The organism is Blastococcus sp. LR1 (assembly GCF_020166105.1).
Lineage (GTDB): Bacteria > Actinomycetota > Actinomycetes > Mycobacteriales > Geodermatophilaceae > Blastococcus.
This window is the reverse complement of sequence record NZ_JAIUJY010000001.1, coordinates 89,608-114,716: the sequence shown is the minus strand read 5'-3', so window position 1 is coordinate 114,716 and position 25,109 is coordinate 89,608. Positions and strand designations below refer to the sequence as shown.

The window sequence follows — 25,109 nt, the reverse complement described above, 5'->3', positions numbered from 1 at the left end:
TCGACGGAGAACCCTGGTGATCGTTTCGCCACGGACCGTGGCCGAAGTGGCCTCCCACCTGGCCCGGCACCGGTCGCGGAGGGCGGATGCAGTACCGTCGCAGCCGGTCCGACCACTCCTTTAACGACCCGTCCAGTGAGGCGGGGAAGGAGGCCTGATGGCCCGCACGTCCCAGCCTGCTCTGCTCTCTTCCGCCGACGTCGCCCGCATCATCGACCGCATCGCGCACCAGCTCATCGAGCGCGCGGCCACGGTCCGCCCCGGCAGCGACGGCCTCGCCGATCTCGTGCTCGTCGGCATCCCGACCCGCGGCGCCCCGCTGGCCCGCCGCCTCGCCGCCCGGATCGAGGCGTTCTCCGGGGTGACCGTCGACGTCGGCACCGTCGACATCACGCTCTACCGCGACGACCTGCGGCTCCGCGGCGTGCGGGCGCTGGAATCCACGCTCCTGCCCGACGGCGGGATCGACGGCCGCCTGGTGGTGCTCGTCGACGACGTCCTGTTCTCCGGGCGGTCCGTGCGCGCGGCCCTCGACGCGCTGCGCGACCTCGGCCGGCCGCAGGCGGTGCAGCTGGCCGTCCTGGTCGACCGCGGGCACCGCGAGCTGCCGATCCGGGCCGACTACGTGGGCAAGAACGTGCCGACGTCGCGCGCCCAGCAGGTCCGCGTGCACCTCGCGGAGACCGACGGCGTGGACGAGGTCGTCGTGGAGGAGCCGGGAGAGCGACAGGAAGTGAGCATCGCAGCGAGGCCTGCGAGCGAGGAGCGGAGCGACCGCGGAGCCGACCAGGGAGGCCGAGCGTGAAGCGGCACCTGCTGGAGGCGGCCGACCTCGACCGCGACGACGCGACGCTGGTGCTCGACACCGCGGCGCAGATCGAGCAGGCGCTGGCCGGCCGCGAGGTGAAGAAGCTGCCGACGCTGCGCGGCCGCACCGTGGTCAACCTCTTCTACGAGGACTCCACCCGCACCCGGATCTCCTTCGAGCTGGCGGCCAAGCGGCTCTCCGCCGACGTCATCAACTTCTCCGCCAAGGGCAGCAGCGTCTCCAAGGGCGAGAGCCTCAAGGACACCGCGCTGACCTTGGAGGCCATGGGCGCCGACGGCGTCGTCGTCCGGCACTCGGCCTCCGGAGCCCCGCACCGGCTGGCGAACTGGGTGCGCGGCAGCGTCGTGAACGCCGGCGACGGCACCCACGAGCACCCCACCCAGGCCCTGCTGGACGCCTACACGATCCGCCACCGGCTCGGCCGCCTCGAGGGCGTGCGGGTCACGATCGTCGGCGACGTCCTGCACAGCCGCGTCGCCCGTTCCAACGTGCGCCTGCTGCACACCCTGGGCGCGGAGGTCACGCTGGTCGCCCCGCCGACGCTGCTGCCCGTGGGTGTCGGGGCCTGGCCCGCCGAGGTCGGCTACGACCTGGACGCCGTGCTGCCCAAGAGCGACGTCGTGATGATGCTGCGCGTGCAGGCCGAGCGGATGAACGCCTCGTTCTTCCCCAGCGCCCGCGAGTACAGCCGCCGCTACGGGCTGGATGCCCGCCGCATGGGCGCGCTGCCGGACGACGCGATCGTCATGCACCCCGGGCCCATGAACCGCGGGATGGAGATCGCCGCCGAGGTGGCCGACTCCGTCCGCTCCACGATCGTCGAGCAGGTCGCCAACGGCGTCTCGACCCGCATGGCCGTGCTCTACCTGCTGCTCGGAGGCGCTCCCCAGTGACGAACTACCTGATCAAGGGCGCGAAGCCCCTCGGTGGCGACGCCGTCGACATCCTGATCGAGGACGGTCGGATCGCCGCGATCGGCGACTCGCTGTCCGCGACCGGGGCCGAGGTCGTCGAGGCCGCCGGGCTGATCGCGCTGCCGGGCCTGGTCGACCTGCACACCCACCTGCGCGAGCCGGGCCGCGAGGACGCCGAGACCGTGGAGACCGGCTCCCGCGCCGCGGCGCTCGGCGGCTTCACCGCGGTGCACGCCATGGCGAACACCGACCCCGTCGCCGACACCGCCGGCGTCGTCGAGCAGGTGTGGCGGCTGGGCCAGGAGGCCGGTCTGGTCGACGTCGTCCCGGTGGGCGCGGTGACCGTCGGCCTGAAGGGCGAGCGGCTGGCCGAGCTCGGCGCGATGGCCGACTCCGCGGCCCGCGTCCGGGTCTTCTCCGACGACGGGCACTGCGTCTCCGACCCCGCCCTGATGCGCCGGGCGCTGGAGTACGTGAAGGCCTTCGACGGCGTCGTCGCCCAGCACGCCGAGGAGCCGCGGCTCACCGTCGGGGCCCAGATGCACGAGGGCGACCGCTCGGCGAAGCTCGGCCTCACCGGCTGGCCGGCCGCCGCGGAGGAGGCGATCATCGCCCGCGACGTGCTGCTGGCCGAGCACGTCGGCGCGCGGCTGCACGTCTGCCACGTCTCGACCGCCGGCTCGGTGGAGATCCTGCGCTGGGCCAAGTCCCGCGGCGTGCAGGTCACCGCCGAGGTCACCCCGCACCACCTGCTGCTCACCGACGCGTGCGTGGAGGCCCGGGAAGGAGTGGGTGGATACGACCCGGTCTTCAAGGTGAACCCGCCGCTGCGCACGGACGCCGACATCGAGGCGCTCCGGGCCGGCCTGGCCGACGGCACGATCGACGCCGTCGGCACCGACCACGCGCCACACGCGGTGGAGGACAAGGAGAGCGAGTGGGCCTCGGCCCGGCCCGGCATGCTCGGGCTGGAGCAGGCGCTCTCGGTGGTCATCGAGACCATGGTCGAGCCGGGCCGCCTCGACTGGGCCGGTGTCGCCGACCGCATGTCGGTGCGGCCCGCGCAGATCGGCCGCCTCGCCGAGCACGGTCGTCCGATCGCTCCCGGCGAGCCCGCCAACCTGGTGCTCGTCGACCCGGCCGTCCGCTCGACGGTGGACCCCGCGGCGCTGGCCAGCCGCAGCCGCAACAGCCCCTATGCCGGCCGGGATCTCCCCGGCCGGGTGGTCGCGACGTTCCTGCACGGGGCGCCGACCGTTCTGGACGGAAAGGCACAGAAGTGAGTGAGGCTCTGCTCGTCCTCGAGGACGGGCGCACGTTCCGGGGCGAGTCCTACGGCGCTCCCGGGACGACGGTCGGGGAGGCGGTGTTCGCCACCGGCATGACGGGCTACCAGGAGACGCTGACCGATCCCAGCTACGCCGGTCAGATCGTGGCCATGACCGCACCCCACATCGGCAACACCGGGGTGAACGACGAGGACGACGAGAGCCGCCGCATGTGGCCGGCCGGCTTCGTCGTCCGCGACCCCGCCCGCCGCACGTCCAACTGGCGGTCGACCGGCAGCCTGGACGACGAGCTGGTCGCCCAGGGAATCGTCGGCATCAGCGGGATCGACACCCGCGCGCTCACCCGCCACCTGCGCGACCGCGGCGCGATGCGCGCCGGGATCAGCACCGAGCTGGACGCCGAGGCGCTGCTGGCCCGGGTCACCGCCGCAGAGGGCATGACGGGCGCCGACCTCGCGCCCACGGTGAGCACGACCGAGGCCTACGTCGTCCCGGCGGAGGGGGAGAAGCGCTTCACCATCGCCGCCCTCGACCTCGGCATCAAGACCGCCACCCCGCGGCACCTGGCCGCGCTCGGCGTGGAGACCCACGTGCTGCCCTCCACGGCCACCGCCGACGAGCTGCTGGCCGCCGGCCCGGACGGGGTCTTCCTCTCCAACGGCCCGGGCGACCCCGCCGCCGCCGACTACGCCGTCGCCGCGGTCAAGGGCGTCCTCGACGCGCGCCGTCCGCTCTTCGGCATCTGCTTCGGCAACCAGATCCTCGGCCGCGCGCTGGGCCTGGGCACGTACAAGCTGCAGTTCGGCCACCGCGGCCTGAACCAGCCGGTGCTCGACCGGGTCAGCGGCACCGTCCGCGTGACCAGCCACAACCACGGCTTCGCCGTCGACGCGCCGCTCGACCGCCCGACCGACACTCCCTACGGGCAGGTGGAGGTCAGCCACGTCGGGCTCAACGACGACGTCGTCGAGGGGCTGCGCTGCCTCGAGGTACCGGCGTTCAGCGTGCAGTTCCACCCCGAGTCGGCCGCCGGGCCGCACGACGCGGCGCCGCTGTTCCAGCGCTTCGTCGACCTGATGGAAGAGGCCCGCACAGGCGAGGTCCACGCCGGCGGGCCCGCCCCGGTCGTCGAGCACAGCACCGGGGAGAAGAACTGATGCCCAAGCGCACCGACATCCAGCACGTCATGGTCATCGGCTCCGGGCCGATCCTCATCGGCCAGGCCGCCGAGTTCGACTACTCCGGCACCCAGGCCTGCCGCGTCCTGCGCGCCGAGGGCCTGCGGGTCAGCCTGGTCAACAGCAACCCGGCGACGATCATGACCGACCCGGAGATCGCCGACGCGACCTACATCGAGCCGCTGACGCCGGAGTTCGTCGAGAAGGTCATCGCCAAGGAGCGGCCCGACGCGCTGCTGGCCACCCTCGGCGGGCAGACGGCGCTGAACATCGCGATCGGCCTGTACGAGAACGGCGTGCTCGAGAAGTACGGCGTCCAGCTCATCGGCGCCGACGTCGACGCGATCAACCGCGGCGAGGACCGGCAGCTGTTCAAGGACATCGTCCGCTCCATCGGCGCCGACGCCCCCCGCTCGCGGGTCTGCGGCACCGTCGAGGAGGCGCTGGAGACCGCCGCCGAGGTCGGCTACCCGGTCGTCATCCGGCCCAGCTTCACCATGGGCGGCCTCGGCTCCGGCTTCGCCACCGACGAGCCGATGCTGCGCCGCATGGCCTCCCACGGCCTGGCCGACTCCCCGGTCCACACGGTCCTCATCGAGGAGTCGGTGAAGGGCTGGAAGGAGTACGAGCTCGAGCTGATGCGCGACCGCAGCGACAACGTCGTCGTCATCTGCTCGATCGAGAACATCGACGCGATGGGCGTGCACACCGGTGACTCGGTGACCGTCGCCCCGGCGATGACGCTCACCGACGTCGAGTACCAGCGGATGCGCGACGTCGGCATCGCGGTGCTGCGCGAGGTCGGCGTCGACACCGGCGGCTGCAACATCCAGTTCGCCATCAACCCGGCCGACGGCCGCCTCGTCGTCATCGAGATGAACCCGCGGGTCTCCCGGTCGTCGGCGCTGGCGTCGAAGGCCACCGGCTTCCCGATCGCCAAGATCGCCGCGAAGCTCGCCATCGGCTACACCCTCGACGAGATCACCAACGACATCACCGGCGTGACCCCGGCGGCCTTCGAGCCGACGCTGGACTACGTCGTCGTGAAGATCCCGCGGTTCGCCTTCGAGAAGTTCCCCGGGGCCGACCCGCGGCTGACCACGACGATGAAGAGCGTCGGCGAGGTCATGTCGATGGGCCGCAACTTCGCCGAGGCGCTCGGCAAGGCCATGCGGTCCACCGAGACCAAGGCGTCGGGCTTCTGGACGACCGCGCCGGAGACCCGTTCCGCCGAGGAGCTGCTCGAGGCGCTGCGCACCCCGGTCGACGGCCGGCTCTACACCGCCGAGGCCGCGCTGGCCGCCGGCGCCACCGTCGAGCAGGTCGCCGAGGCCAGTGGCTTCGACCCGTGGTTCGTGGACCAGATCGCGCTGGTCCGCGAGATCGGGGACGCCGTCGCCGAGGCGCCGTCGCTCACCCCGGAGCTGCTGCGCCGGGCGAAGCGGCACGGCCTGTCAGACCGGCAGATCGCCGTGCTGCGGCCCGAGCTGGCCGGTGAGGACGGCGTCCGCGCGCTGCGCTGGCGGCTGGGCGTTCGGCCGGTCTACAAGACGGTGGACACCTGCGCCGCCGAGTTCGCCGCCCGGACGCCGTACCACTACTCCTCCTACGACGAGGAGACCGAGGTCCAGCCGCGCGAGAAGGAGGCGGTGCTGATCCTCGGGTCCGGGCCGAACCGGATCGGGCAGGGCATCGAGTTCGACTACTCCTGCGTGCACGCCGTCATGGCGCTGCAGGACGCCGGCTACGAGGCGGTGATGGTCAACTGCAACCCCGAGACCGTCTCCACCGACTACGACACCGCCGACCGGCTCTACTTCGAGCCGCTGACCTTCGAGGACGTCCTCGAGGTGGTCGAGGCCGAGCGCGCGGCCGGCCCCGTCGCCGGGGTCATCTGCACCCTCGGCGGGCAGACGCCGCTGGGCCTGGCGCAGCGGCTCAAGGACGCCGGCGTCCCGGTGCTGGGCACCTCGCCGGAGGCGATCGACGACGCCGAGCACCGCGGCGCCTTCTCCCGCGTGCTCGCCGACACCGGGCTGCTCGCCCCGAAGCACGGCATGGCGACGACGTACTCCGAGGCGCACGAGATCGCGTCGTCCATCGGCTACCCGGTGCTCGTGCGGCCCTCCTACGTGCTCGGGGGGCGCGGCATGGAGATCGTCTACGACGACGCGACGCTCGAGGCCTACATCGCCAAGGCCACCGACGTCAGCGCCGCCCACCCGGTGCTGGTCGACCGGTTCCTGGAGGACGCCGTCGAGATCGACGTCGACGCGCTCTACGACGGCATCGACCTGTACCTGGGCGGGGTCATGGAGCACATCGAGGAGGCCGGCATCCACTCCGGCGACTCGGCGTGCGCGCTGCCGCCGATCACCCTGGGGTCGGCGGACCTGCTCAAGATCCGCGCGGCGACCGAGAAGCTCGCGGCACGGATCGGTGTCCGCGGGCTGATGAACGTCCAGTACGCGATCAAGGACGACATCCTCTACGTCATCGAGGCCAACCCCCGGGCCAGCCGCACGGTGCCGTTCGTCTCCAAGGCGACGGCGGTGCAGCTGGCGAAGGCCGCGGCGCGGATCGCGGTGGGGGAGTCCATCGCCTCGCTGCGGGTCGCCGGGGTGCTGCCGACGACCGGCGACGGCACCGACCTCCCGCCGCACGCGCCGATCGCGGTGAAGGAGGCGGTCCTGCCCTTCAACCGGTTCCGCACCGTCGACGGCTACGGCGTGGACACCGTGCTCTCCCCGGAGATGAAGTCCACCGGCGAGGTCATGGGCCTGGACGCCGAGTTCGGCACCGCGTTCGCCAAGTCGCAGGCCGCCGCCTACGGGTCGCTGCCCACCGAGGGCACGGTCTTCGTGTCGCTGGCCAACCGGGACAAGCGGTCGGCGGTCTTCCCGATCAAGCGGCTCGCCGACCTCGGCTTCACGCTGCTGGCCACGGCCGGCACCGCACAGGTCCTGCGCCGCCACGGCGTCGCCGCGGAGGTCGTCGGCAAGTTCAGCGAGGGGCCGGGGAACATCGTCGAGGCGATCCTGGCCGGCACGGTCGACCTGGTCTTCAACACGCCCTTCGGTGCCCCGGGCAACAGCGGCCCGCGCCTGGACGGCTACGAGATCCGCACCGCCGCGGTCTCCGCCGGCATCCCGTGCATCACGACGGTGCAGGGCATGTCGGCCGCGGTGCAGGGCATCGAGGCGCTCCGCCAGGGCAACATCGGCGTCCGCAGCCTGCAGGAGGTCCACGCGGCGCTCGCCGGACCCCGCCCGTGACCGAGCCGCTGCGGGAAGAGCTCGTCGGCCGGGGTCTGGTCGACGGGCTGCCCGCGGCGTTCCAGGCGGGGGTCACCCGGTTCGGGCGACCCCCGCAGGCGGAGCTGGACCGCCTGACCGCTGACGTCACCGGCCTCGCCGGGCGCCTCGCGTCCGGCGAGGCGGGGGACGGCGACCTGCCACTGCTGACCAGGGTCCTGTACTTCGCCGGGCACGCCGACCTGCTGGCCGTCTCCGGCGTGCCCAGCCCGATGTACGACGTCCTGGGGTCCTTCCGGGAGAACCTGGCCCGCCCGCTCGGCCCCCGGCTGTCCGAGCGGCCGACCACGGAGCGGCGCTGGACGCTGCTCGGCCGCACCATCGGCTTTCCGATCGGGATCCCCGCGTGCGTGCTCAACGGCAGCGAGGCGTGGGTGCGGCACAACGTCGCCAACGGCTGGAACGTGCTGACGTACAAGACCGTCCGCGGCCGCGCCCACCCGCCGAACGAGCAACCCAACTGGGCGTTCGCCGCCCGGGAGACCGCGAGCCTGGCGCCCGGGGCGGCGGCCGATGTCGTCGCAGACCCGTGGGACTGGGTCGCGCCGGGCTCCACCGCGGTGAGCAGCGTCAACTCCTTCGGCGTCCCCTCTCCGGAGCCCGAGGAGTGGATGGCCGACCTCGCGCGGGCCCTGGCGGCCGTGGGCGAGGAGCAGCTGCTCCTGGTCAGCGTGATGGGGGAGGGCGACGACCTCGCGGCGGACTTCGCCCGCACCGCGCGGATGGCGGAGGAGGCCGGAGCGACGGTGGTGGAGCTCAACCTGTCCTGCCCGAACACGCTCAGCACGGCCGGGGTCAAGCCGCCGCTGTGCCTCGACCCCGACGCGACGGTCGCCGTCGTCGAGGCCGTGCGGCGCGAGCTGGACGACCGCACCGCCCTGGTCGCCAAGCTCTCCTGGCTCGACGAGCAGCGCCTGGCCGCGCTCGTGCCGCGGCTGGCCCCGCTGGTCGACGGGATCGCCGGGATCAACACGGTCCAGTCGCGCGTGCGCCGCAGCGACGGCACCCCGACGTTCCCGGGTCGTGAGCTGGCCGGGCTCTCCGGCATCGCGGTGCGCGACCCGGCGCTGGACTTCACCCGGCGGCTGGTCGCGCTGCGGCAGTCCGGCGGCGTGCGCTTCGACGTCCTCGCCATGGGCGGGGTCACCGATCCGGCGTCGTTCGAGGCGCTGTTCGCCGCCGGCGCCGACGCCGTGCAGTCCGCCGCCGGCGCGTTCGCCGACCCGCTCCTCGCGCGGAAGTGCATCACCGAGCTGGGAGAGACCCTGCCCCGAGACCTGGAGAACCCGTGACCGAGCCGTTCGGACAGCGCCTCGCCGACGCCGTGGCGGCCCGCGGGCCGCTGTGCGTCGGCATCGACCCGCACGCGCCGCTGCTGGAGGCCTGGGGGCTCTCCGACGACGCCGACGGGCTGGCGCGGTTCACCGACGCCGTCGTCGACGCCCTCGCCGGCACCGTCGCCGTCCTGAAGCCGCAGCTGGCGTTCTACGAGCGGCACGGCTCGCGCGGGCTCGCCGTCCTCGAGGAGGCGACCGCCCGAGCCCGCGCGGCCGGAGCGCTGGTGCTCCTGGACGCCAAGCGCGGTGACATCGGCTCCACGATGGACGCCTACGCCGACTACCTGCGCCCCGACCACCCGCTCGCGGTCGACGCGATGACGGTCAGCCCCTACCTCGGACCGCGCTCCCTGCAGCCGGCGGTGGACACGGCGCGGCAGTTCGGGGGCGGCCTGTTCGTCCTGGCCCGCACGTCGAACCCCGACGCCGGCACGCTGCAGCACGCGGTGGTGGGGGACCGGTCGGTGGCGCAGGTCGTCGTCGATGCCGTGCGCGGCTGGAACACCCATGACGGGCAGGACCAGGCGAGCCGCTTCGGCCCGACCACCGGCTCCTTCGGCGTGGTCGTCGGCGCGACGCTCTCCGAGCTCGACGTCGACCTGGCCGGTCTGGGCGGGCCGGTGCTGGCCCCGGGTCTGGGGGCGCAGGGCGGGACCGTGAGCGACCTGCGCAGGCTGTTCGGCGCCTCGTCGGCCGTCGTCCCCACCGTCTCCCGCGACGTGCTCGGAGCGGGTCCTGACCGGGCCGCACTGCGTGCCGCGGCCGAGCGCTGGGCCGAGGCGCTCGCCGCCTGAGCACGTCGTCTGCGCTTCTCCTACGGCGTGTCGGATCGTGGGCGTGTCGAGAATTCTGCGCCGACGGAGTGACCTATCCAGTTCCGGTACCGAACCGGGCGAGTTCGTCCCTGAACAGGGTGAATCACGCTGTGTCACTGCCGCTATGGCTTCCGTAGGGACGGCGACACGCCGCACTCGACAGGGTGTCGGCTCGGGGCCTGTGACCTGCGAATTTGCTCAGATCTCACCAGACGGACACGCTGCGGGAAGCACGTTGCACGTCCTCGGTACCAGCGAAAACACGGTCGGCCCCCGGGCCGACGTCGACACGATTGGGTTGCGCCATGCCCCTGCCTGACCTCTCACCTGAACAACGCGCAGCAGCACTGGAGAAGGCCGCCGCCGCCCGCAAGGCCCGCGCCGAGCTGCGCGAGCAGCTCAAGAGCAAGGGCGCGACGGTCGGGGACGTCCTCAAGCAGGGCGAGACCGACGAGGTGATCGGCAAGATGCGCGTCTCCGCCGTCCTGGAGTCCCTGCCGGGAGTCGGCAAGGCCCGGGCTGCGAAGATCATGGAACGCCTGGAGATCTCCCCGACGCGCCGCGTGCGGGGTCTGGGCGCCAACCAGCGCCGTGCGCTGGAGTCCGAGTTCGGCGGCGACCAGGTCGTCTGACCCGGGCCGCCGACGCACGCACGAACCGGGCGAGGACGACGAGTGGTAGCAGGAACACCGGCACGACTGACAGTGCTCTCCGGGCCCTCCGGGGTCGGCAAGGGCACCGTCGTCGCCGAGGTCCGCCGCCGGCACCCGGACGTGTGGGTCTCGGTGTCGGTGACCACCCGCCGTCCCCGCCCCGGTGAGGTGCACGGCGGCCACTACCACTTCCTCACCGACGCCGAGTTCGACCAGCTGATCGCCACCGACGGCCTGCTGGAGTGGGCCGAGTACGCCGGCAACCGGTACGGCACCCCGGTCGCGCCGGTCCGCGAGCAGCTGGCCTCCGGCCGCCCGGCGCTCCTGGAGATCGAGCTGCAGGGCGCCCGTCAGGTCCGGGCCCGCGCCCCGGAGGCGCAGCTGGTCTTCCTGGCCCCGCCGTCGTGGGGCGATCTGGTCAGCCGGCTGGCCGGTCGTGGATCGGAATCGGCCGACGTCCAGTCCGAGCGCCTGCGCATCGCGCAGGCCGAGCTGGACTCCTCCGGGGAGTTCGACGTGGTGGTCGTCAACGACGACGTTTCCCGCGCGGCCGATGAGTTGGTAGGATTGCTGACTGCGCCGTCGCCCGACCTGCACCAGGGGGCCGGCGCTCACGAGTGAGATGGCGGCGGAAGGTCGTCGCCGCCCCGCTCACTCCCGCCGAATTGACTGAGGAGCACGCCCGCCCGTGTCCGGAGTTGCACCCGCCCCCGAGGGCATCACCAACCCCCCGATCGACGAGCTGCTCGAGCGCACCAGCAGCAAGTACGGCCTGGTCATCTTCGCCGCCAAGCGCGCGCGTCAGATCAACGCCTACTACAGCCAGCTCTCCGAGGGCCTGCTCGAGTACGTCGGCCCGCTGGTCGACACCGCTCCGCAGGAGAAGCCCCTCTCGATCGCGCTGCGCGAGATCAACGAGGGCCTGCTGGCCCACACCGCCGGCGAGAACTAGGCCGGCTGCCTCGTCCGAGGCACCCCAGAAGTGATGAGAAGGCGCCCGGCTTGTGCCGGGCGCCTTCTCGTATTGGGAGGATGACGCGGTGAGTCGCATCGTGCTGGGCGTCAGCGGTGGCGTCGCCGCCTACAAGGCCGCGCTGTTGCTGCGCGCGTTCACCGAGGCGGGGCACGACGTCCGCGTCGTCCCCACGCCGAGCGCGCTGCACTTCGTCGGCGCCGCCACCTTCGAGGCGCTGTCGGGCAACCCCGTCAGCACCGACGTCTGGACCGACGTCCCCGAGGTCGCGCACGTTCGGATCGGTCAGCAGGCCGACCTCGTCGTCGTCGCCCCGGCCACGGCCGACCTGCTCGCCCGCGCCGCGATGGGCCGGGCCGACGACCTGCTCACCGCCACGCTCCTCACCGCGCACTGCCCGGTGGTCTTCGTGCCCGCGATGCACACCGAGATGTGGCTGCACCCCGCGACTCAGGACAACGTCGCGACGCTGCGCCGGCGCGGCTCGATCGTGCTGCCACCCGCGGTCGGCCGGCTGACCGGGCCCGACTCCGGTCCGGGCCGGCTGCCCGAGCCCGCGGACATCGCTGCCCTGGCGGCCGTCGTGCTGGAGCACGGCGCCGCTGCGCTCGCCCAGGACCTGACCGGTCGCCGGGTGGTCATCAGCGCCGGCGGCACGCGGGAGCCCCTGGACCCGGTGCGCTACCTGGGCAACCGCTCCTCGGGCAAGCAGGGCTGGTCGCTGGCCCGCGTCGCCGCCGCCCGGGGCGCGGACGTCGTCCTGGTCGCCGCCAACGTCGAGCTCCCCGCGCCCTTCGGCGTCCGCGTCGTGCCGGTCGGCACCGCGGAGGAACTGCGGACGGCGATGCTGGCCGAGGCGGGAGAGGCCGACGTCGTCGTGATGAGCGCCGCGGTCGCCGACTTCCGGCCGGCCGAGGTTGCCGCCACCAAGATGAAGAAGGGGTCGGCGAGCGAGCCGGACTCGGTTCCGCTCGTACGCAACCCCGACGTGCTCGCCGAGCTTGTCGCGAAGCGGCCCACCGGGCAGCTGGTGGTCGGGTTCGCCGCCGAGACCGGCGACGGCGACGGCGGCGTGCTCGACCACGCCCGCGCCAAGCTGGCCCGCAAGGGTTGCGACCTGCTCGTGGTGAACGACGTCTCGGGCGGCCAGGTGTTCGGCCGGAGCGACAACGCGGTCGTCGTGCTGGGCGCCGACGGCTCGGTCACCGAGGTGCCGGAGAGCGGCAAGGACGCCGTCGCCGCCGGGATCTGGACCGCCGTGAGCCCGCTGATCGGCGCCCCGCCGGTGCGCTGACACCACGCCGTCGCACCCGCCGTCGTATCCCGGCGGTAACGTGCGCACCCGGTACGGCCGTTCGCGCCGGACCACCCGACCCACCCCAGCTCCACCCGTGCCCGCCGACACCCCAGGGAGTACCGAGTGCCACGCCGCCTCTTCACGTCCGAGTCGGTGACCGAGGGCCACCCGGACAAGATCGCCGACCAGATCAGCGACGCGATCCTGGACGCCATGCTGACCCAGGACCCGCGCAGCCGGGTCGCGGTCGAGACCCTCATCACCACCGGTCAGGTGCACATCGCCGGCGAGGTGACGACCGGGGGCTACGTCGACATCCCGGCGATCGTCCGCGAGACGGTGCTCGGCATCGGTTACGACTCCTCCCGCAAGGGCTTCGACGGCGCCTCCTGCGGTGTCAGCGTCTCCATCGGCGCGCAGTCGCCCGACATCGCGCAGGGTGTGGACACCGCCTACGAGGCGCGCACCTCCGGCGGCGCCGAGGACGACGCGATCGAGCGCCAGGGCGCCGGTGACCAGGGCCTGATGTTCGGCTACGCCACCGACGAGACCCCCGAGCTGATGCCGCTGCCCATCGCGCTGGCCCACCGGCTCTCCCGGCGGCTCTCCGCGGTGCGCAAGGACGGGTCGGTGCCCTACCTGCGCCCGGACGGCAAGACCCAGGTCACCGTGGTCTACGAGGACGACCGCCCGGTCGCCGTCGACACCGTCGTGGTCTCCTCGCAGCACGCGGAGGACATCTCGATCGAGACGCTGCTGACCCCGGACATCGAGGAGCTCGTGGTCGAGCCCGAGCTCGCCGCCCTCGGCCTGCCCACCACCGGCCACCGGCTGCTGGTGAACCCGACCGGCAAGTTCGTCATCGGCGGCCCGATGGGGGACGCCGGCCTGACCGGCCGCAAGATCATCGTCGACACCTACGGCGGCATGGCCCGCCACGGCGGCGGCGCCTTCTCGGGCAAGGACCCGTCGAAGGTGGACCGCTCCGCGGCGTACGCGATGCGCTGGGTCGCCAAGAACGTCGTCGCCGCGGGGCTCGCCCGCCGGTGCGAGGTGCAGGTCGCCTACGCGATCGGCGCGGCCCACCCGGTCGGCCTGTTCGTCGAGACCTTCGGCACCGGGAAGGTGGCCGACGAGACGCTGCAGAAGGCGATCACCGCGGTGTTCGACCTCCGGCCGGGCGCGATCGTGCGCGACCTGGACCTGCTGCGGCCGATCTACAAGCCGACCGCCGCCTACGGGCACTTCGGCCGCACGGACCTGGACCTCCCCTGGGAGCGCCTGGACCGGGTCGAGGCGCTGCGCGCAGCCGTCTGAGCCGGAACCCGCTGAGCACTCCCGCTCCATCCGACGACCCGGGCCGCCCGATGGTGGCCCGGGTCGTCGTCGACGTGCCGCTGGCGCATCTGGACCGGCCGTTCGACTACGCCGTCCCGGAGAAGTTCGCCGAGCTGGTGCAGCCCGGCTGCCGGGTGCGGGTCCGGTTCCACGGCCGGCTGGTCGACGGCGTGATCTGGGAGCTGGCCGACACCACCGAGTTCGCCGGCACCCTGCAACCGCTGTCGCACGTGCCGTCCGGGGAACCGGTGCTCACCCCGCAGGTGGCCCGCGTGGTCCGGGCGGTCGCCGACCGGTACGCAGGGACGGCCAGCGACGTCCTGCGGCTGGCGCTGCCCCCGCGCCGGGCGGCGGCGGAGAAGCGGGAGGCGCCCACGCCCGAGGCGCTGCCGGAGGCGCCCGACCCCGCCGGCTTCGCCAGCTATCCGGCCGGCGCCGCGCTGCTGGGCGCCCTGGCCGAGGGGAAGCCGGCCCGCGCGGTGTGGACGGCGCTGCCGGGGGAGGACTGGCCCACCCGGCTGGTGGAGCTGTGCCAGGCGGCGCTCTCCGGGCGGCGGGGCGCACTCGTCGTCGTCCCCGATGGCAAGGACCTGGACCGGCTGACCGCCGCGGCCGTGCGGCTGCTGCCCGCGCACTCGTTCACCGTGCTGCGCGCCGACGACGCACCGGAGAAGCGCTACCGCCGGTTCCTCGCCGCGTCGCGCGGCGCCGCCCAGGTGGTGCTGGGCACCCGGGCGGCCATGTTCGCACCGGTGCGCGACCTGGGCCTGGTCGCGATCTGGGACGACGGCGACGACCTGCACGCCGACGACCACGCGCCCTATCCGCATGCCCGCGACGTCCTGGTGCAGCGGGCCTGGCTGGACTCCTGCGCCGCGGTGGTGGCGGGGACCACCCGCAGCGCCGAGGGGGCGGTCCTGGTCGAGTCCGGCTGGGCGCACGAGCTGGTCGCCGACCGTGCGGCCCTGCGCGCGGCGGCCCCCCGGGTGCAGGCGCTGGGTGACGACTTCGAGATGGCCCGCGACCCGGCCGCGCGGTCGGCGCGGTTGCCGTCGCTGGCGCACACCGCCGCACGCAAGGCGCTGGCCGACGGCGCCCCGGTGCTCGTGCAGGTGCCGCGCCGGGGCTACGTGCCGTCGCTCTCCTGCGCGCGCTGCCGTGCGCCCGCCCGGTGCGCGCACTGCGCGGGGCCGCTGGGCATCTCGCCCCGGCCCGGGCCCGGGGGCAGCCGCATCCCCGCCTGCCGCTGGTGCGCCCGGCCCGCCGCCACCTTCGACTGCCCGCACTGCCACGGCACGAAGCTCCGCGCCGCCGTCATCGGGGAGAGCCGCACCGCCGAGGAGCTGGCGCGCGCCTTCCCCGGCGCCATCGTCCGCACGTCCGGGAGCACCACCGGCGTGCTGGCCACAGTGCCCGCGGGGCCGGCGCTCGTCGTCGCCACGCCTGGCGCCGAGCCGGTGGCCGAGGGCGGCTACGGCGCGGCACTGCTGCTCGACTCGTGGGCCCTGCTGGGCCGCGCGGACCTGCGGGCGGGGGAGGAGACCATGCGGCGCTGGCTGAACGCCGCCTCCCTCGTGCGGCCGGCGTCGGCCGGGGGGCAGGTGATCGTGGCCGCGGACGCCGCGCACCCCGTCGTCCAGGCGCTGGTGCGCTGGGACCCGGCCTGGCTGGCCGAGCGCGAGGTCGCCGACCGGCGCGAGCTCGGCTTCCCGCCGGTGACCCGGATCGCCTCGCTCTCGGCGTCACCGGCGGCGCTGGCGGAGTTCCTCGCCGCGCTGCGGCTGCCCGAGCACGCCGACCTGCTCGGCCCGGTGCCCGAGCGGCCGCGGCTCGGGCAGGAGGGGGAGCGGGAGCGCTACCTGGTGCGGGTGCCGCGGACGGAGGGCGCAGCGCTGGCGCACGCGCTCACCGAGGTGCAGGGAGTGCGCAGCGCCAAGAAGGCGCCCGAGCACGTCCGGGTGCAGCTGGACCCGCTCGACCTCGTCTGAGCCGGTTTACGTTGTAAGTGTGCCGGGTGACGTCCCGGGTACGGGCACCGGCGACCCCGAGTCGGGGCGGGCGTCGCGGAGAGCGGCGGCGGCCCCGAGGGGCCTGTCGGGCGACGTGATCATCGAATCCGAGGAGTACCCGAGTGACTGCAGCACGTCCGTCCGAACCAGCCCGACCCGTCGGCGCCACCCCCGTCGGCGGGGGGAACCGGGGAGGCGGACGACGCAGGGGCCTGCTCGTGGGGGCAGCACTGCTGGCGGTCCTGGTCCTCGCCGCGCTGCTGCTCAGCCAGTGCGGTTCCGACGACGCTGACGGGGACCCCGCCTCGTCGACGTCCGGTGGCTCCGGCGACAGCTCCTCGTCCTCGTCCTCGTCTTCCTCCTCGTCCCCGACGGCGGCGTCCCCCTCGACCGGTGGCGGCGAGGCCGCCGATGGGAGCGGCCAGATCGTGACGGCGCAGGGCGAGTCCGTCCTCCCGCTGACCGCCGGCGCGGACGCCGCGGCGGCGCTCGCGGCGCTGTCCGGACAGCCGGTGACCGGTACCGCCGTGCAGGTGCTGTCCGTGCCCGCCGACGAGGGCTTCTGGGTCGGCACGTCGGAGACCGAGCGGGTGTGGGTCCAGCTCACCGGCGAGGCGGGGGAGTCCCCGTACCAGGTCACCGAGGGCGACAGCGTCGACTTCCAGGGCACCGTCGCCGCCCACGCCGCCGGGTTCGCCGCCCAGGTCGGGGTGGACGACGCGGAGGGGGCCGCGATGCTCGACGGCCTGGGGCAGCACCTCGAGGTCGCGAAGTCGGCGGTCACGCTCTCCGAGTGACTTCCGCGCCCGGGCGGCCCACGGCCGCCCGGGCCGGTGCCAGGATCGCGGCCGTGAAGACGATCGGGTTGCTGGGCAGGATGAGTTGGGAGTAGAAGGACCCCGTCCCTCTCACCCCTCGCAGGCTCGGGGCGTGCCTCCGGACGGGGCCGAACCGCTGCGTCCTGCTGTCGGTGGACTTCGCGGAGATCGCACGGCTGCAGGCCGCCGGCGACTGGGTCCGTGCCGGTGAGCTCCTCGCCGCCGATGCCCGTGCGCTGCAGGTCGCCGGTGCCGACCTCGTCATGTTGTGCACCAACACCATGCACGTGGTCGCCGATGCGGTGACCGAGAGGCTGGACGTGCCGTTGCTGCACAGCGGCAACGCCACCGCGTAGGCGATCACCGCGGCGGGTCTCGGCCGGATCGGCCTGCTCGGCACCCGCTACACGACGGAGCAGCCCTTCCTCGTGGAGCGGCTGGAGGCCGCCGGGCTGGAGGTGCTCGTCCCGGACGCGCCCGACCGGGAGCTCGTGCACCGCGTCATCTACGAGGAGCTCGTCCTCGGCGTCGTCCGCGAGGAGTCGCGCACCGCCTACCCCGACGTGGTGGACCGGCTCGTCGCCCGCGGGGCGCAGGGCGTGGTGCTCGGCTGTACCGAGATCGAGCTGCTCCTGGGCCCGGACGACGTCGACGTCCCGACCTTTCCGACGACGGCGCTGCACGTCGCCGCCGCCGTGCGTGCCGCGCTGCCCGAAGCAGGCGGGGCGGCCCCGCCTACCATTGCCGGGTGAGCGTCACCCCCATCCGGCTGTTCGGCGACCCGGTCCTGCACCGTCCCGCCGCCCCGGTCGTCGACTTCGACAAGGAACTGCGGCAGCTGGTCGCGGATCTGACCGACACCATGCACGCCGCCGGCGGAGCCGGTCTGGCCGCACCGCAGATCGGCGTGGGCCTGCGGGTTTTCACGTGGGACGTCGACGGCGAGGTCGGCCACCTGGTCAACCCCGACGTCACGCCGGTCGGCGACGAGTTCCAGGAGGGCCCCGAGGGCTGCCTGTCGATCCCGGACTTCCGGTTCGACTGCCGCCGGCACCTCACCGTCGCCGCGACCGGCTGGAACATGCACGGCGAGCCCATCCGGGTCGAGGGCTCGCACATGCTCGCCCGGGCCGTGCAGCACGAGACCGACCACCTCGACGGCGTGCTGTTCGTCGAACGGCTCGACGCCGAGGCGCGCGCGGCGGCGATGGCCGCGATCCAGGGCGCGGAGTGGGCCGGCATGGGTGCCTGGGTCCCGCGCATCGAAGTGAGCCCCCACTGAGGCTCCTGTTCGCCGGTACGCCGGCGCCCGCCGTCCCTTCGCTCGACGCGCTGCTGGCCTCCGACCACGAGGTGGTCGCCGTCCTCACCCGGCCCGACGCGCGCTCCGGGCGCGGCCGCAAGGTCAGCCGGTCGCCGGTGGCCGAGCGGGCCGACGAGGCCGGCATCCCGGTGCTCCAGCCGCGGTCGCCCCGCGAGCCGGAGTTCCTCGAGCAGCTGGCCGACCTGGCCGTCGACTGCGCCCCCGTGGTCGCCTACGGCGCGCTGGTGCCCCAGGCGGCCCTCGACCTGCCGCGGCACGGCTGGGTCAACCTGCACTTCTCCCTGCTGCCCGCCTGGCGCGGCGCGGCTCCCGTGCAGCACGCGATCATGGCCGGCGACGAGGTCACCGGCGCCTCCACGTTCATGCTGGAGGCGGGGCTGGACACCGGTCCGGTGTTCGGCACCCTGACCGAGGAGATCCGGCCGCGCGACACCGCGGGCGACCTGCTCGAGCGGCTGGCGGTCAGCGGCGCGGCCCTGCTGGTCGCGACGCTGGACGGCATCGCCGCCGGGGCTCTCGAGGCCCAGCCGCAGCCGGGCGACGGGATCAGCCTCGCGCCCAAGGTGGAGACGGCGGACGCGTGGATCGACTGGGCGCTGCCCTCCCACGTGGTCGACCGCCGGGTCCGCGGGGTCACCCCGGCTCCGGGTGCGTGGACGACGTGGCGCGGGGAGCGCCTGCGCGTGGCGCCCGTCGAGCCGGTGTCCGACGGGCCGTCGCCGGCTCCGGGCGAGTTGGTGCTGGACTCCGGCGCGGTCCTCGTCGGCACCGGCCACGGCGCGGTGCGGCTCACCCAGGTGCAGCCGGCCGGCAAGAAGATGCTCGCCGCTGCCGACTGGGCCCGCGGCGCACGCCCGGCACCCGGTGAGAAGGTGGGCGAGTGACCCGCCCGCCGGGCAGGCGCGGTCCGCGTCGGCACCCGGCGACCCGCCGTCCGCAGCTCGACGGCGCGCGGCTGACCGCCTACGACGTGCTCGACGCGGTCTCCTCCCGCGAGGCGTTCGCCAACCTGCTGCTCCCGCAGCTGCTGCGCGAGCGGAAGCTCGACGAGCGCGACGCCGCCTTCACCACCCAGCTGGCCTACGGCGCGCTGCGCGCCCAGGGCACGCTGGACGCGATCCTCACCGGGCTGGTGTCCCGGCCACTGGCGGAGCTCGACCCGCGGGTGCTCGACCTGCTGCGGCTGGGCACCTACCAGCTCATCGACCTGCGGGTGCCGGCGCACGCCGCCGTCGACACCACCGTGGACCTGACCCGCGCCATCGTGGGCCCCGGCCCCGCCGGGCTGGTCAACGCGGTGCTGCGCAAGGTCGCCACCGGTGGGGACCGCGCCGCCTGGCTGGAGACCCTGGCCGCCGAGGGCGACCGGCGGCTGGCGCTGGCCACCGACCACCCGGACTGGATCGTGCAGGCCTGGCGCAACGCCCTGGACGACGAGGGCGAGCTCGAGCCCGCGCTGCTCGCCGACGACCTCGCCCCCGAGGTGCACCTGGTCGCCCGGCGCATGGGCCGCGACGAACTGCTGACCGAGTCCGGCGGTGAGCCCGGCCCGTGGTCGCCCTACGCGGTGCGCCTCGGCGGGGGAGACCCCGGCCGGCTCGCCTCGGTGCGCACCGGCAAGGCCGCGGTCCAGGACGAGGGCAGCCAGCTGGCCGCGCTGCTGCTCACCCGTGCTCCGCTCGACGGGCCCGACACGGCGTGGCTGGACATGTGCGCCGGCCCCGGCGGGAAGTCCGGCCTCCTCGCGGCCACCCGTCCCGAGGGTGTGCGGCTGACCGCCGCGGACCGGGCGCCGCACCGCGCCGACCTGGTCCGCCAGGCGCTGCGCGACGAGCAGGACGTCGAGGTGCTCGCCGCCGACGGCACCCAGCCGCCGTGGGAGCCCGGCTCGTTCGATCGCGTGCTGCTGGACGCCCCGTGCACCGGGCTGGGCGCGCTGCGCCGTCGTCCCGAGGTGCGCTGGCGCCGGACCGCCGAGGACGTCGAGCCGCTGGCGCAGCTGCAGACGGCGCTGCTGGACAGTGCACTGCGGTCGGTCCGCGTCGGCGGCGTCGTCGCCTACGTGACCTGCTCGCCGCACACCGCGGAGACCACCGACGTGGTGGCCGCGGCGGCCGGGCGGGACGACGTCGAGGTGCTGCCGGTCGCGCCGCTGTTCCCGGAGGTGCCTGACATCGCCCGCGGCGACCACGGCCAGCTGTGGCCGCACCGGCACGGCACCGACGCCATGTTCATGGCGCTGCTCCGCCGCACCCGCTGACGCCGCGCCCCTCTCAGCGGAGCAGCCCCGGAAGGTCGAGCACCGCGAACGGGGTGACCCAGAGCATCGCCGACGTCCACCACCACTGGCGGCCCGAGAGGGACGTGGCACGGCGAGCCAGCGCGTTCAGCGGCGCGGCGATCAGCAGGAACAGCATCCAGAGGCCGGCGATCATGACGAAGAAGAGGTAGATCCCGTCGTCGACGAGGGTCGGGTCGATCGAGGCCCATCCGGCCTTCCAGGCGACCGCCCTCCCGGTCAGACAGGTCCAGACGAGCGGGAAGCGGCAGAGCCATCCGAGGCCGACGCCCAAGGCCAGACAGAGTGCCCAGCCGAGCGGGAGCGGGAGCGTCCGTCGCCTGGCACGGGAACTGGGCGCGCCCACGGCCGCGGCATCCATGCGGACATGGAAGCAGGAACGGCGCCCCGCCGAGGTCGACGCGCTTCAGAACGGTGGTGGATCGTCCGCCAGATCGGGTGGCGGTTGCGGTGGCTCGGTCAGCACTCTGAATCCCGGTGGTCGGCTGATCCTCGTGACGCCGGAGGGAGTGATGACGGTGAGCACGCCGTCGTCGCTCATCGTGTGCTGCCAGCCTGGGGCGAAGGTCTTGAGCCGGTGATGCCGTCGGCACAGACAGCAGAGGTTCGCGCAGGAGGTCTCGCCGCCGTCGGCGTGTGCGAGAACGTGGTCGAGGTCGGCCCAGCCGGCGCGAACCGTGCAGCCGGGGTGCCGGCAGGCCCGGTCCCGAGCCTTCACGAAGCGGTACAGCGACGCCGAGGGGCGGTAGCGGTCGACCGGACCGGGTGGGCCCAGCACCGGGCAGGCACAGGCGCCGTCCGGGTGCTCGGGGCAGCCACGGCGGGCCAGCCGCTCGAGCTCCCCGCGGCCGGTGAGGGCCAGCAGCGCGCCGGTGCCGTCGGTGATCGCGATCTCCACGCTTCCGCCGGCCGGCGCCCGCAGGCCCAGGGCGTCGAACTGGGTGAGCAGCTCGCGCAGGTGGGCGGCGGTGATCGGCTCGCCGTCCACCGCGCCGATGGGCGCGGCGGCGCCGGGTGGCGTGAACGCGGCCGGCCGCGGCGCACCGGAGGCGAGGAACGCGCCCGGCGTCAGCGCCGCCAGCGGGGCGACGACCGTCAGGTGGGCGGTGACCGACGGCCGCTCCTGCCAGGGACGCAGGATCAGGTCGGCGACCGCGCCGGTCCGCAACACGCCTAGTGGACGGATGTCGCCGGCGTCCTTCGCGGCGCGGGCGTGCTGGTCGGCCACGTCCCGGCAGGCTCGGGCCTCCGGATGCGGCATCACGACGCGGAACTCGCTCATCCCGTCACCGACCGGGCGGACCGTCACGTCGGCCCCGCGCGCTCGCTGCTCCCGTCGCCGGTCGGCTGCGGCGGCGTCCCGGGCGAGCAGTTCGGCGCGCACCGCCTCGCGGAGCCCGCGCACCGAGAGCTCACCGGCCCGGGGCAGCACCGCCGTCTCCATCTCGGCGATCACCGCCGGATCGGTCTCCCGGCCGGTGGCGGCGACCTCCGCGGCTATCGCGCGGGCCCGGGGCCAGTCCAGCCGCCCCAGCCGCAGCTCATTGAACGTGCCGGGTAGCACCGTGGTGAGGAGCTCGGCCTGATCCAGCAGCGTTACCGCGGCGCTCCGGCTGCAGTTCTGCGCTGCCGCCACCTCGTCAGGCGCGAACTCGCTCACGGTGCCCGACGGTTGGCCGGAGGGGACGGGGCTGCCGGTGGCCAGGTCGAGCACCAGCTCGGCGCGCAAAGCGGCCAGCTGCGCTTCGGCGAACACGATCTGCTGGAGCAGCGCCGCGGCTGCGCCGGCGCTGCGGCGGGCGGGCAACCACGCGCTCAACGGCTCGTCCAGCCGAGGGGCGGGGTCCGGATCCGCCAGCTCCCACGGGGAGGGCATCGGGTCGACCGGCATCACGGTCACCCCGACCGCGAACCCCGGACCCGATGACATATCTGCAGGTTAGGCGGGGGGTACGACAGTTTTCCGGGTGTGACGGGAGGCGCCGACCGGTCGCCCCGCGTACCGACACGGCCGCGTTCGTGGCGCTGCTCCGCCGCACCTGCTGGCGCCTCAGGGCGGCGAGGGTAGTCCGCGAGTCTTGTTGGCAGAGGTTGGCGCGAGGGACGGAGCCAGCAAATGAGACGGACGAAGGAGGGCCGCGGAGAAGCTTCGAGTTAGGGTTTCCTTGAGCTCCAGGGGAGGCGCCTCCTGGCGCGTAAACGCGCCGCCAGGCAAGAAGGAGGCCATGGATGCTCACAGGGTTGCTCGCATCCGCCCGCGAGCTACGAAACCCGCTGACCGTCGGATACTCCGCCGTGTTCTCCTGCTGGATCGTTGCCGGTGAAGAATTAGCCGCCTCGGCGCGTAGCGATCAACTTGGAGCTCGCCTCCTAGTCGCACTCGATTCCATCGGCCCTGTCGCGCAGGTTGCTCTGGTGACGTTCCTTGCTGCGATCGTCGGGTCCGTCCTCTGGAACGCGGGTGTCGCCAGACTGGTCCGATTCCTGGCCGCCGTGAGTCGCCATCCTGATTGGCCCAAATACATCGACGAGGCAAAGGAAGCGGTCCGGGCGTACGAGCAGTACAGGGTCACGACCTATAAGGGGAGTTCTGGCGGCAAGCCGTCGTCCTTCGATAAGGAGCACACGGTTCCGTCACCGCGTTGGGGGGAGTACCTGCACTCGCGCGTGGACGAGCGGGAACGCAAGGCTGCCGAGATGTCCTTTCGTGTGACCTTGGCTGTGGCGCTGGTTCCGATAGCTGTCACGCTCGGCGTCGAGGGTGGGGGTTCCTGGTGGTGGGCCATCGTCGCGGTGCCATTCGTCTGGCTGGATGTCGCCTCGATGAAATACACGACGCTGCGAACAGTTCGCCGCTACGAACTCGAGGACCTAGCACCCAAACTGGAACGTGCGAGAAATAGACTGGCGGAGATGGATGGCTCCGTCAGCCCCGGAGGAGCTTCTCCGCAATCGCGCGCTGAACTGGATAACGACAGGCGCGAGCAGGCTGAAAGGCTGCGAGCGAATGTCAACGAGCTCGAAGCCCGCTTTCAGCAACTGAGCAAAGACGAAACTCGGCGACTGTCACGACTGTTCGCCTTTCTTGAAGGGAAGCCCGCCGACTAAACGCGCTGGACTGGCCCCGTGGTCAGTCGCAGCTCGCCGGACGGGCCGGTCAGACCGGGGGTACGACAGTCTTCGGGCACACGGGGGGTGCCGACCGGTGGGGGCGCGCCCACCGGTCGGCGGCCCTCAGAAGGGGAACTTCCGCTTCGTGTGCTGAACGCTCACCCAGTGGTCGGTGGTGAACTCGTCGATCGCCCACTCGCCACCGAAGCGGCCGAGGCCCGACTCCTTCTCGCCACCGAACGCGGTGTTGTTCTCGTCGTTGAGCGGCGAGTCGTTGACGTGGGTCATGCCGGCCTCGACCCGGAGCGCGAACTGCACGCCGCGCATCGAGTCCTCGGTGAAGACGGCGCTGGACAGGCCGTACTCGGTGTCGTTGGCGATCGCGAGCGCGTCGTCCTCGTCCCGGGCCTTGATGATCGTGACCACGGGCCCGAACATCTCCTGCCGCGCACTGGCGACGTCGTTGGTGCCGAGGAGCACGTGCGGCGGGAGCACCGAGCCGATCGGGCCGGTCGGGTCGCCGCCGAGCAGCTGCTGGGCGCCGTCGGAGAGGGCGTCGGCGATCTTCTCCTGGATCCCCTCGAGCTGCTTGCCGTTGATGATCGGGCCGATCACGGTGTCGGAGTCCTGCGGGTTGCCGGCCTTGAGCGAGCGCGCCCGCTCGACGTAGCGCTCGACGAACTCGTCGTGCACGGACGAGTCCACGATGATCCGGTTGGTGATCATGCAGACCTGGCCCTGGTGGAAGAACTTCCCGAAGATCGCCGCGTCCACCGCGTAGCCGAGGTCGGCGTCGTCCAGGACGACCAGCGGGCCGTTGCCGCCGAGCTCCAGCGACAGTTTCTTCAGGCCCGCCTTCTCGGCGATGCCCTTGCCGACCGGCGTCGAGCCGGTGAAGGAGACGACCCGCGGCGTCGGGTGGGACACGATCGCGTCGCCGATCTCGCTGCCCGATCCGATGACGACCGACAGCAGCCCCTCGGGCAGCCCGGCCTCCTCGTAGATCTTGGCCAGCAGCAGGCCGCCGGTGACCGGGGTGTCGCCCGCCGGCTTGAGGACGACGGCGTTGCCCAGCGCGAGCGCCGGGGCGACGGAGCGGTTGGAGAGGTGCATCGGCACGTTCCACGGGCTGATGACGGCGACGACGCCCACCGGCCGGCGGTAGACGCGGCTCTCCTTGCCCTCGATGTCGGCGGGCAGGATCCTGCCCTCGACGCGGTAGGGGTAGGACGACGCCTCGTGGAAGTCGCGCAGCGTGATGGCGTACTCGAACTCGGCGGCGGGGGCGGCGGCGCCGCTCTCCTTGATGTGCCAGTCGACGACCTCGTCCTTGCGGTCCTCCATGATCCGGGCGGCGCGGCGCATGACGTCGGCGCGCTCGCTCGGGAGGCGGGCGGCCCAGTCGCGCTGGGCTTCCTCGGCCTTCGCGTAGGCCTGGTCGAGGTCATCGGCGTTCGCCAGCCGGATCTCGGTCAGGGTCTCGCCGGTGTACGGGTCGGTGTCGGTGGCGGTCTTCTCGGAGTTGCCCGGCCGCCAGGAGCCGGCGATGGGCATCCGGTCGAAGCCGTCGTAGCGCGGAGGGGTGTCGGAAGCCATGTCTCTGGCGCTACC

General features: G+C 73.4%; 21 protein-coding genes and 1 pseudogene. 19 read left to right on the top strand and 3 right to left on the bottom strand.

Features of this window, described 5'->3' with window-relative positions; all coding sequences use genetic code 11:
* Positions 1-157 precede the first annotated feature (157 nt).
* The 18 genes and pseudogenes from pyrR to LBW97_RS00475 all read left to right on the top strand — a co-directional run bounded on the left by pyrR (position 158) and on the right by LBW97_RS00475 (position 20,348).
* Complete coding sequence (gene pyrR, locus LBW97_RS00560; RefSeq protein ID WP_304505385.1) at positions 158-805, top strand: bifunctional pyr operon transcriptional regulator/uracil phosphoribosyltransferase PyrR; 648 nt, start codon at positions 158-160, stop codon at positions 803-805.
* On the top strand, positions 802-1,722 hold the full coding sequence (locus tag LBW97_RS00555; RefSeq protein ID WP_224497458.1) for an aspartate carbamoyltransferase catalytic subunit: 921 nt from the start codon (positions 802-804) through the stop codon (positions 1,720-1,722). The genes pyrR and LBW97_RS00555 overlap by 4 nt, the downstream gene beginning before the upstream one ends.
* Complete coding sequence (locus LBW97_RS00550; RefSeq protein WP_224497457.1) at positions 1,719-3,026, top strand: dihydroorotase; 1,308 nt, start codon at positions 1,719-1,721, stop codon at positions 3,024-3,026. The genes LBW97_RS00555 and LBW97_RS00550 overlap by 4 nt, the downstream gene beginning before the upstream one ends.
* Entirely contained in the window at positions 3,023-4,189 is a 1,167-nt protein-coding gene (carA, locus tag LBW97_RS00545) for a glutamine-hydrolyzing carbamoyl-phosphate synthase small subunit (protein WP_224497456.1), read from the top strand. Before LBW97_RS00550 ends, carA begins: the two co-directional genes overlap by 4 nt.
* Entirely contained in the window at positions 4,189-7,485 is a 3,297-nt protein-coding gene (carB, locus tag LBW97_RS00540) for a carbamoyl-phosphate synthase large subunit (RefSeq protein ID WP_224497455.1), read from the top strand. The genes carA and carB overlap by 1 nt, the downstream gene beginning before the upstream one ends.
* Positions 7,482-8,816: a dihydroorotate oxidase gene (locus tag LBW97_RS00535; RefSeq protein WP_224497454.1), complete on the top strand. Its 1,335-nt coding sequence runs from the start codon at positions 7,482-7,484 to the stop codon at positions 8,814-8,816. Before carB ends, LBW97_RS00535 begins: the two co-directional genes overlap by 4 nt.
* On the top strand, positions 8,813-9,655 hold the full coding sequence (gene pyrF, locus LBW97_RS00530) for an orotidine-5'-phosphate decarboxylase (protein ID WP_224497453.1): 843 nt from the start codon (positions 8,813-8,815) through the stop codon (positions 9,653-9,655). Before LBW97_RS00535 ends, pyrF begins: the two co-directional genes overlap by 4 nt.
* Positions 9,656-9,981: 326 nt before the next feature.
* Positions 9,982-10,308, top strand: a complete 327-nt coding sequence (gene mihF / locus LBW97_RS00525) for an integration host factor, actinobacterial type (protein WP_224497452.1) — start codon at positions 9,982-9,984, stop codon at positions 10,306-10,308.
* Between the two features lie 72 nt (positions 10,309-10,380).
* Entirely contained in the window at positions 10,381-10,950 is a 570-nt protein-coding gene (gmk, locus tag LBW97_RS00520) for a guanylate kinase (protein ID WP_308010385.1), read from the top strand.
* A 67-nt stretch (positions 10,951-11,017) separates the two neighbouring features.
* Positions 11,018-11,281, top strand: a complete 264-nt coding sequence (gene rpoZ / locus LBW97_RS00515; protein WP_014376157.1) for a DNA-directed RNA polymerase subunit omega — start codon at positions 11,018-11,020, stop codon at positions 11,279-11,281.
* Positions 11,282-11,369: 88 nt separating this feature from the next.
* On the top strand, positions 11,370-12,596 hold the full coding sequence (gene coaBC / locus LBW97_RS00510; protein ID WP_224497450.1) for a bifunctional phosphopantothenoylcysteine decarboxylase/phosphopantothenate--cysteine ligase CoaBC: 1,227 nt from the start codon (positions 11,370-11,372) through the stop codon (positions 12,594-12,596).
* A gap of 126 nt (positions 12,597-12,722) precedes the next feature.
* The gene (metK, locus tag LBW97_RS00505; protein WP_224497449.1) at positions 12,723-13,916 is read left to right on the top strand and encodes a methionine adenosyltransferase; all 1,194 of its coding nucleotides are present in this window, start codon (positions 12,723-12,725) and stop codon (positions 13,914-13,916) included.
* A 50-nt stretch (positions 13,917-13,966) separates the two neighbouring features.
* Complete coding sequence (locus tag LBW97_RS00500) at positions 13,967-15,925, top strand: primosomal protein N' (protein WP_224497448.1); 1,959 nt, start codon at positions 13,967-13,969, stop codon at positions 15,923-15,925.
* 239 nt (positions 15,926-16,164) lie between these two features.
* Complete coding sequence (locus LBW97_RS00495; protein WP_224497447.1) at positions 16,165-16,743, top strand: hypothetical protein; 579 nt, start codon at positions 16,165-16,167, stop codon at positions 16,741-16,743.
* 146 nt (positions 16,744-16,889) lie between these two features.
* Positions 16,890-17,516: pseudogene (locus LBW97_RS00490) on the top strand (aspartate/glutamate racemase family protein); the annotation flags it as partial.
* Entirely contained in the window at positions 17,513-18,046 is a 534-nt protein-coding gene (gene def / locus LBW97_RS00485; protein ID WP_224497446.1) for a peptide deformylase, read from the top strand. The pseudogene LBW97_RS00490 and the gene def, both read left to right, overlap by 4 nt.
* Positions 17,995-18,972, top strand: a complete 978-nt coding sequence (gene fmt, locus LBW97_RS00480; protein WP_224497445.1) for a methionyl-tRNA formyltransferase — start codon at positions 17,995-17,997, stop codon at positions 18,970-18,972. The genes def and fmt overlap by 52 nt, the downstream gene beginning before the upstream one ends.
* The gene (locus tag LBW97_RS00475) at positions 18,969-20,348 is read left to right on the top strand and encodes an RsmB/NOP family class I SAM-dependent RNA methyltransferase (protein WP_224497444.1); all 1,380 of its coding nucleotides are present in this window, start codon (positions 18,969-18,971) and stop codon (positions 20,346-20,348) included. Before fmt ends, LBW97_RS00475 begins: the two co-directional genes overlap by 4 nt.
* Before the next feature lie 13 nt (positions 20,349-20,361).
* Here LBW97_RS00475 and LBW97_RS00470 read toward each other — a convergent pair whose 3' ends face one another.
* Both LBW97_RS00470 and LBW97_RS00465 read right to left on the bottom strand, forming a co-directional pair.
* The gene (locus LBW97_RS00470) at positions 20,362-20,661 is read right to left on the bottom strand and encodes a hypothetical protein (RefSeq protein WP_224497443.1); all 300 of its coding nucleotides are present in this window, start codon (positions 20,659-20,661) and stop codon (positions 20,362-20,364) included.
* Positions 20,662-20,793: 132 nt separating this feature from the next.
* Positions 20,794-22,317, bottom strand: coding sequence for an HNH endonuclease signature motif containing protein (locus tag LBW97_RS00465; RefSeq protein ID WP_224497442.1), 1,524 nt, complete (start codon positions 22,315-22,317; stop codon positions 20,794-20,796).
* Positions 22,318-22,616: 299 nt separating this feature from the next.
* Here LBW97_RS00465 and LBW97_RS00460 point away from each other — a divergent pair, with 299 nt between their 5' ends.
* Positions 22,617-23,495: a hypothetical protein gene (locus tag LBW97_RS00460; protein ID WP_224497441.1), complete on the top strand. Its 879-nt coding sequence runs from the start codon at positions 22,617-22,619 to the stop codon at positions 23,493-23,495.
* Positions 23,496-23,621: 126 nt separating this feature from the next.
* Here LBW97_RS00460 and LBW97_RS00455 read toward each other — a convergent pair whose 3' ends face one another.
* Positions 23,622-25,094, bottom strand: coding sequence for an aldehyde dehydrogenase family protein (locus tag LBW97_RS00455; RefSeq protein ID WP_224497440.1), 1,473 nt, complete (start codon positions 25,092-25,094; stop codon positions 23,622-23,624).
* Positions 25,095-25,109 lie beyond the last annotated feature (15 nt).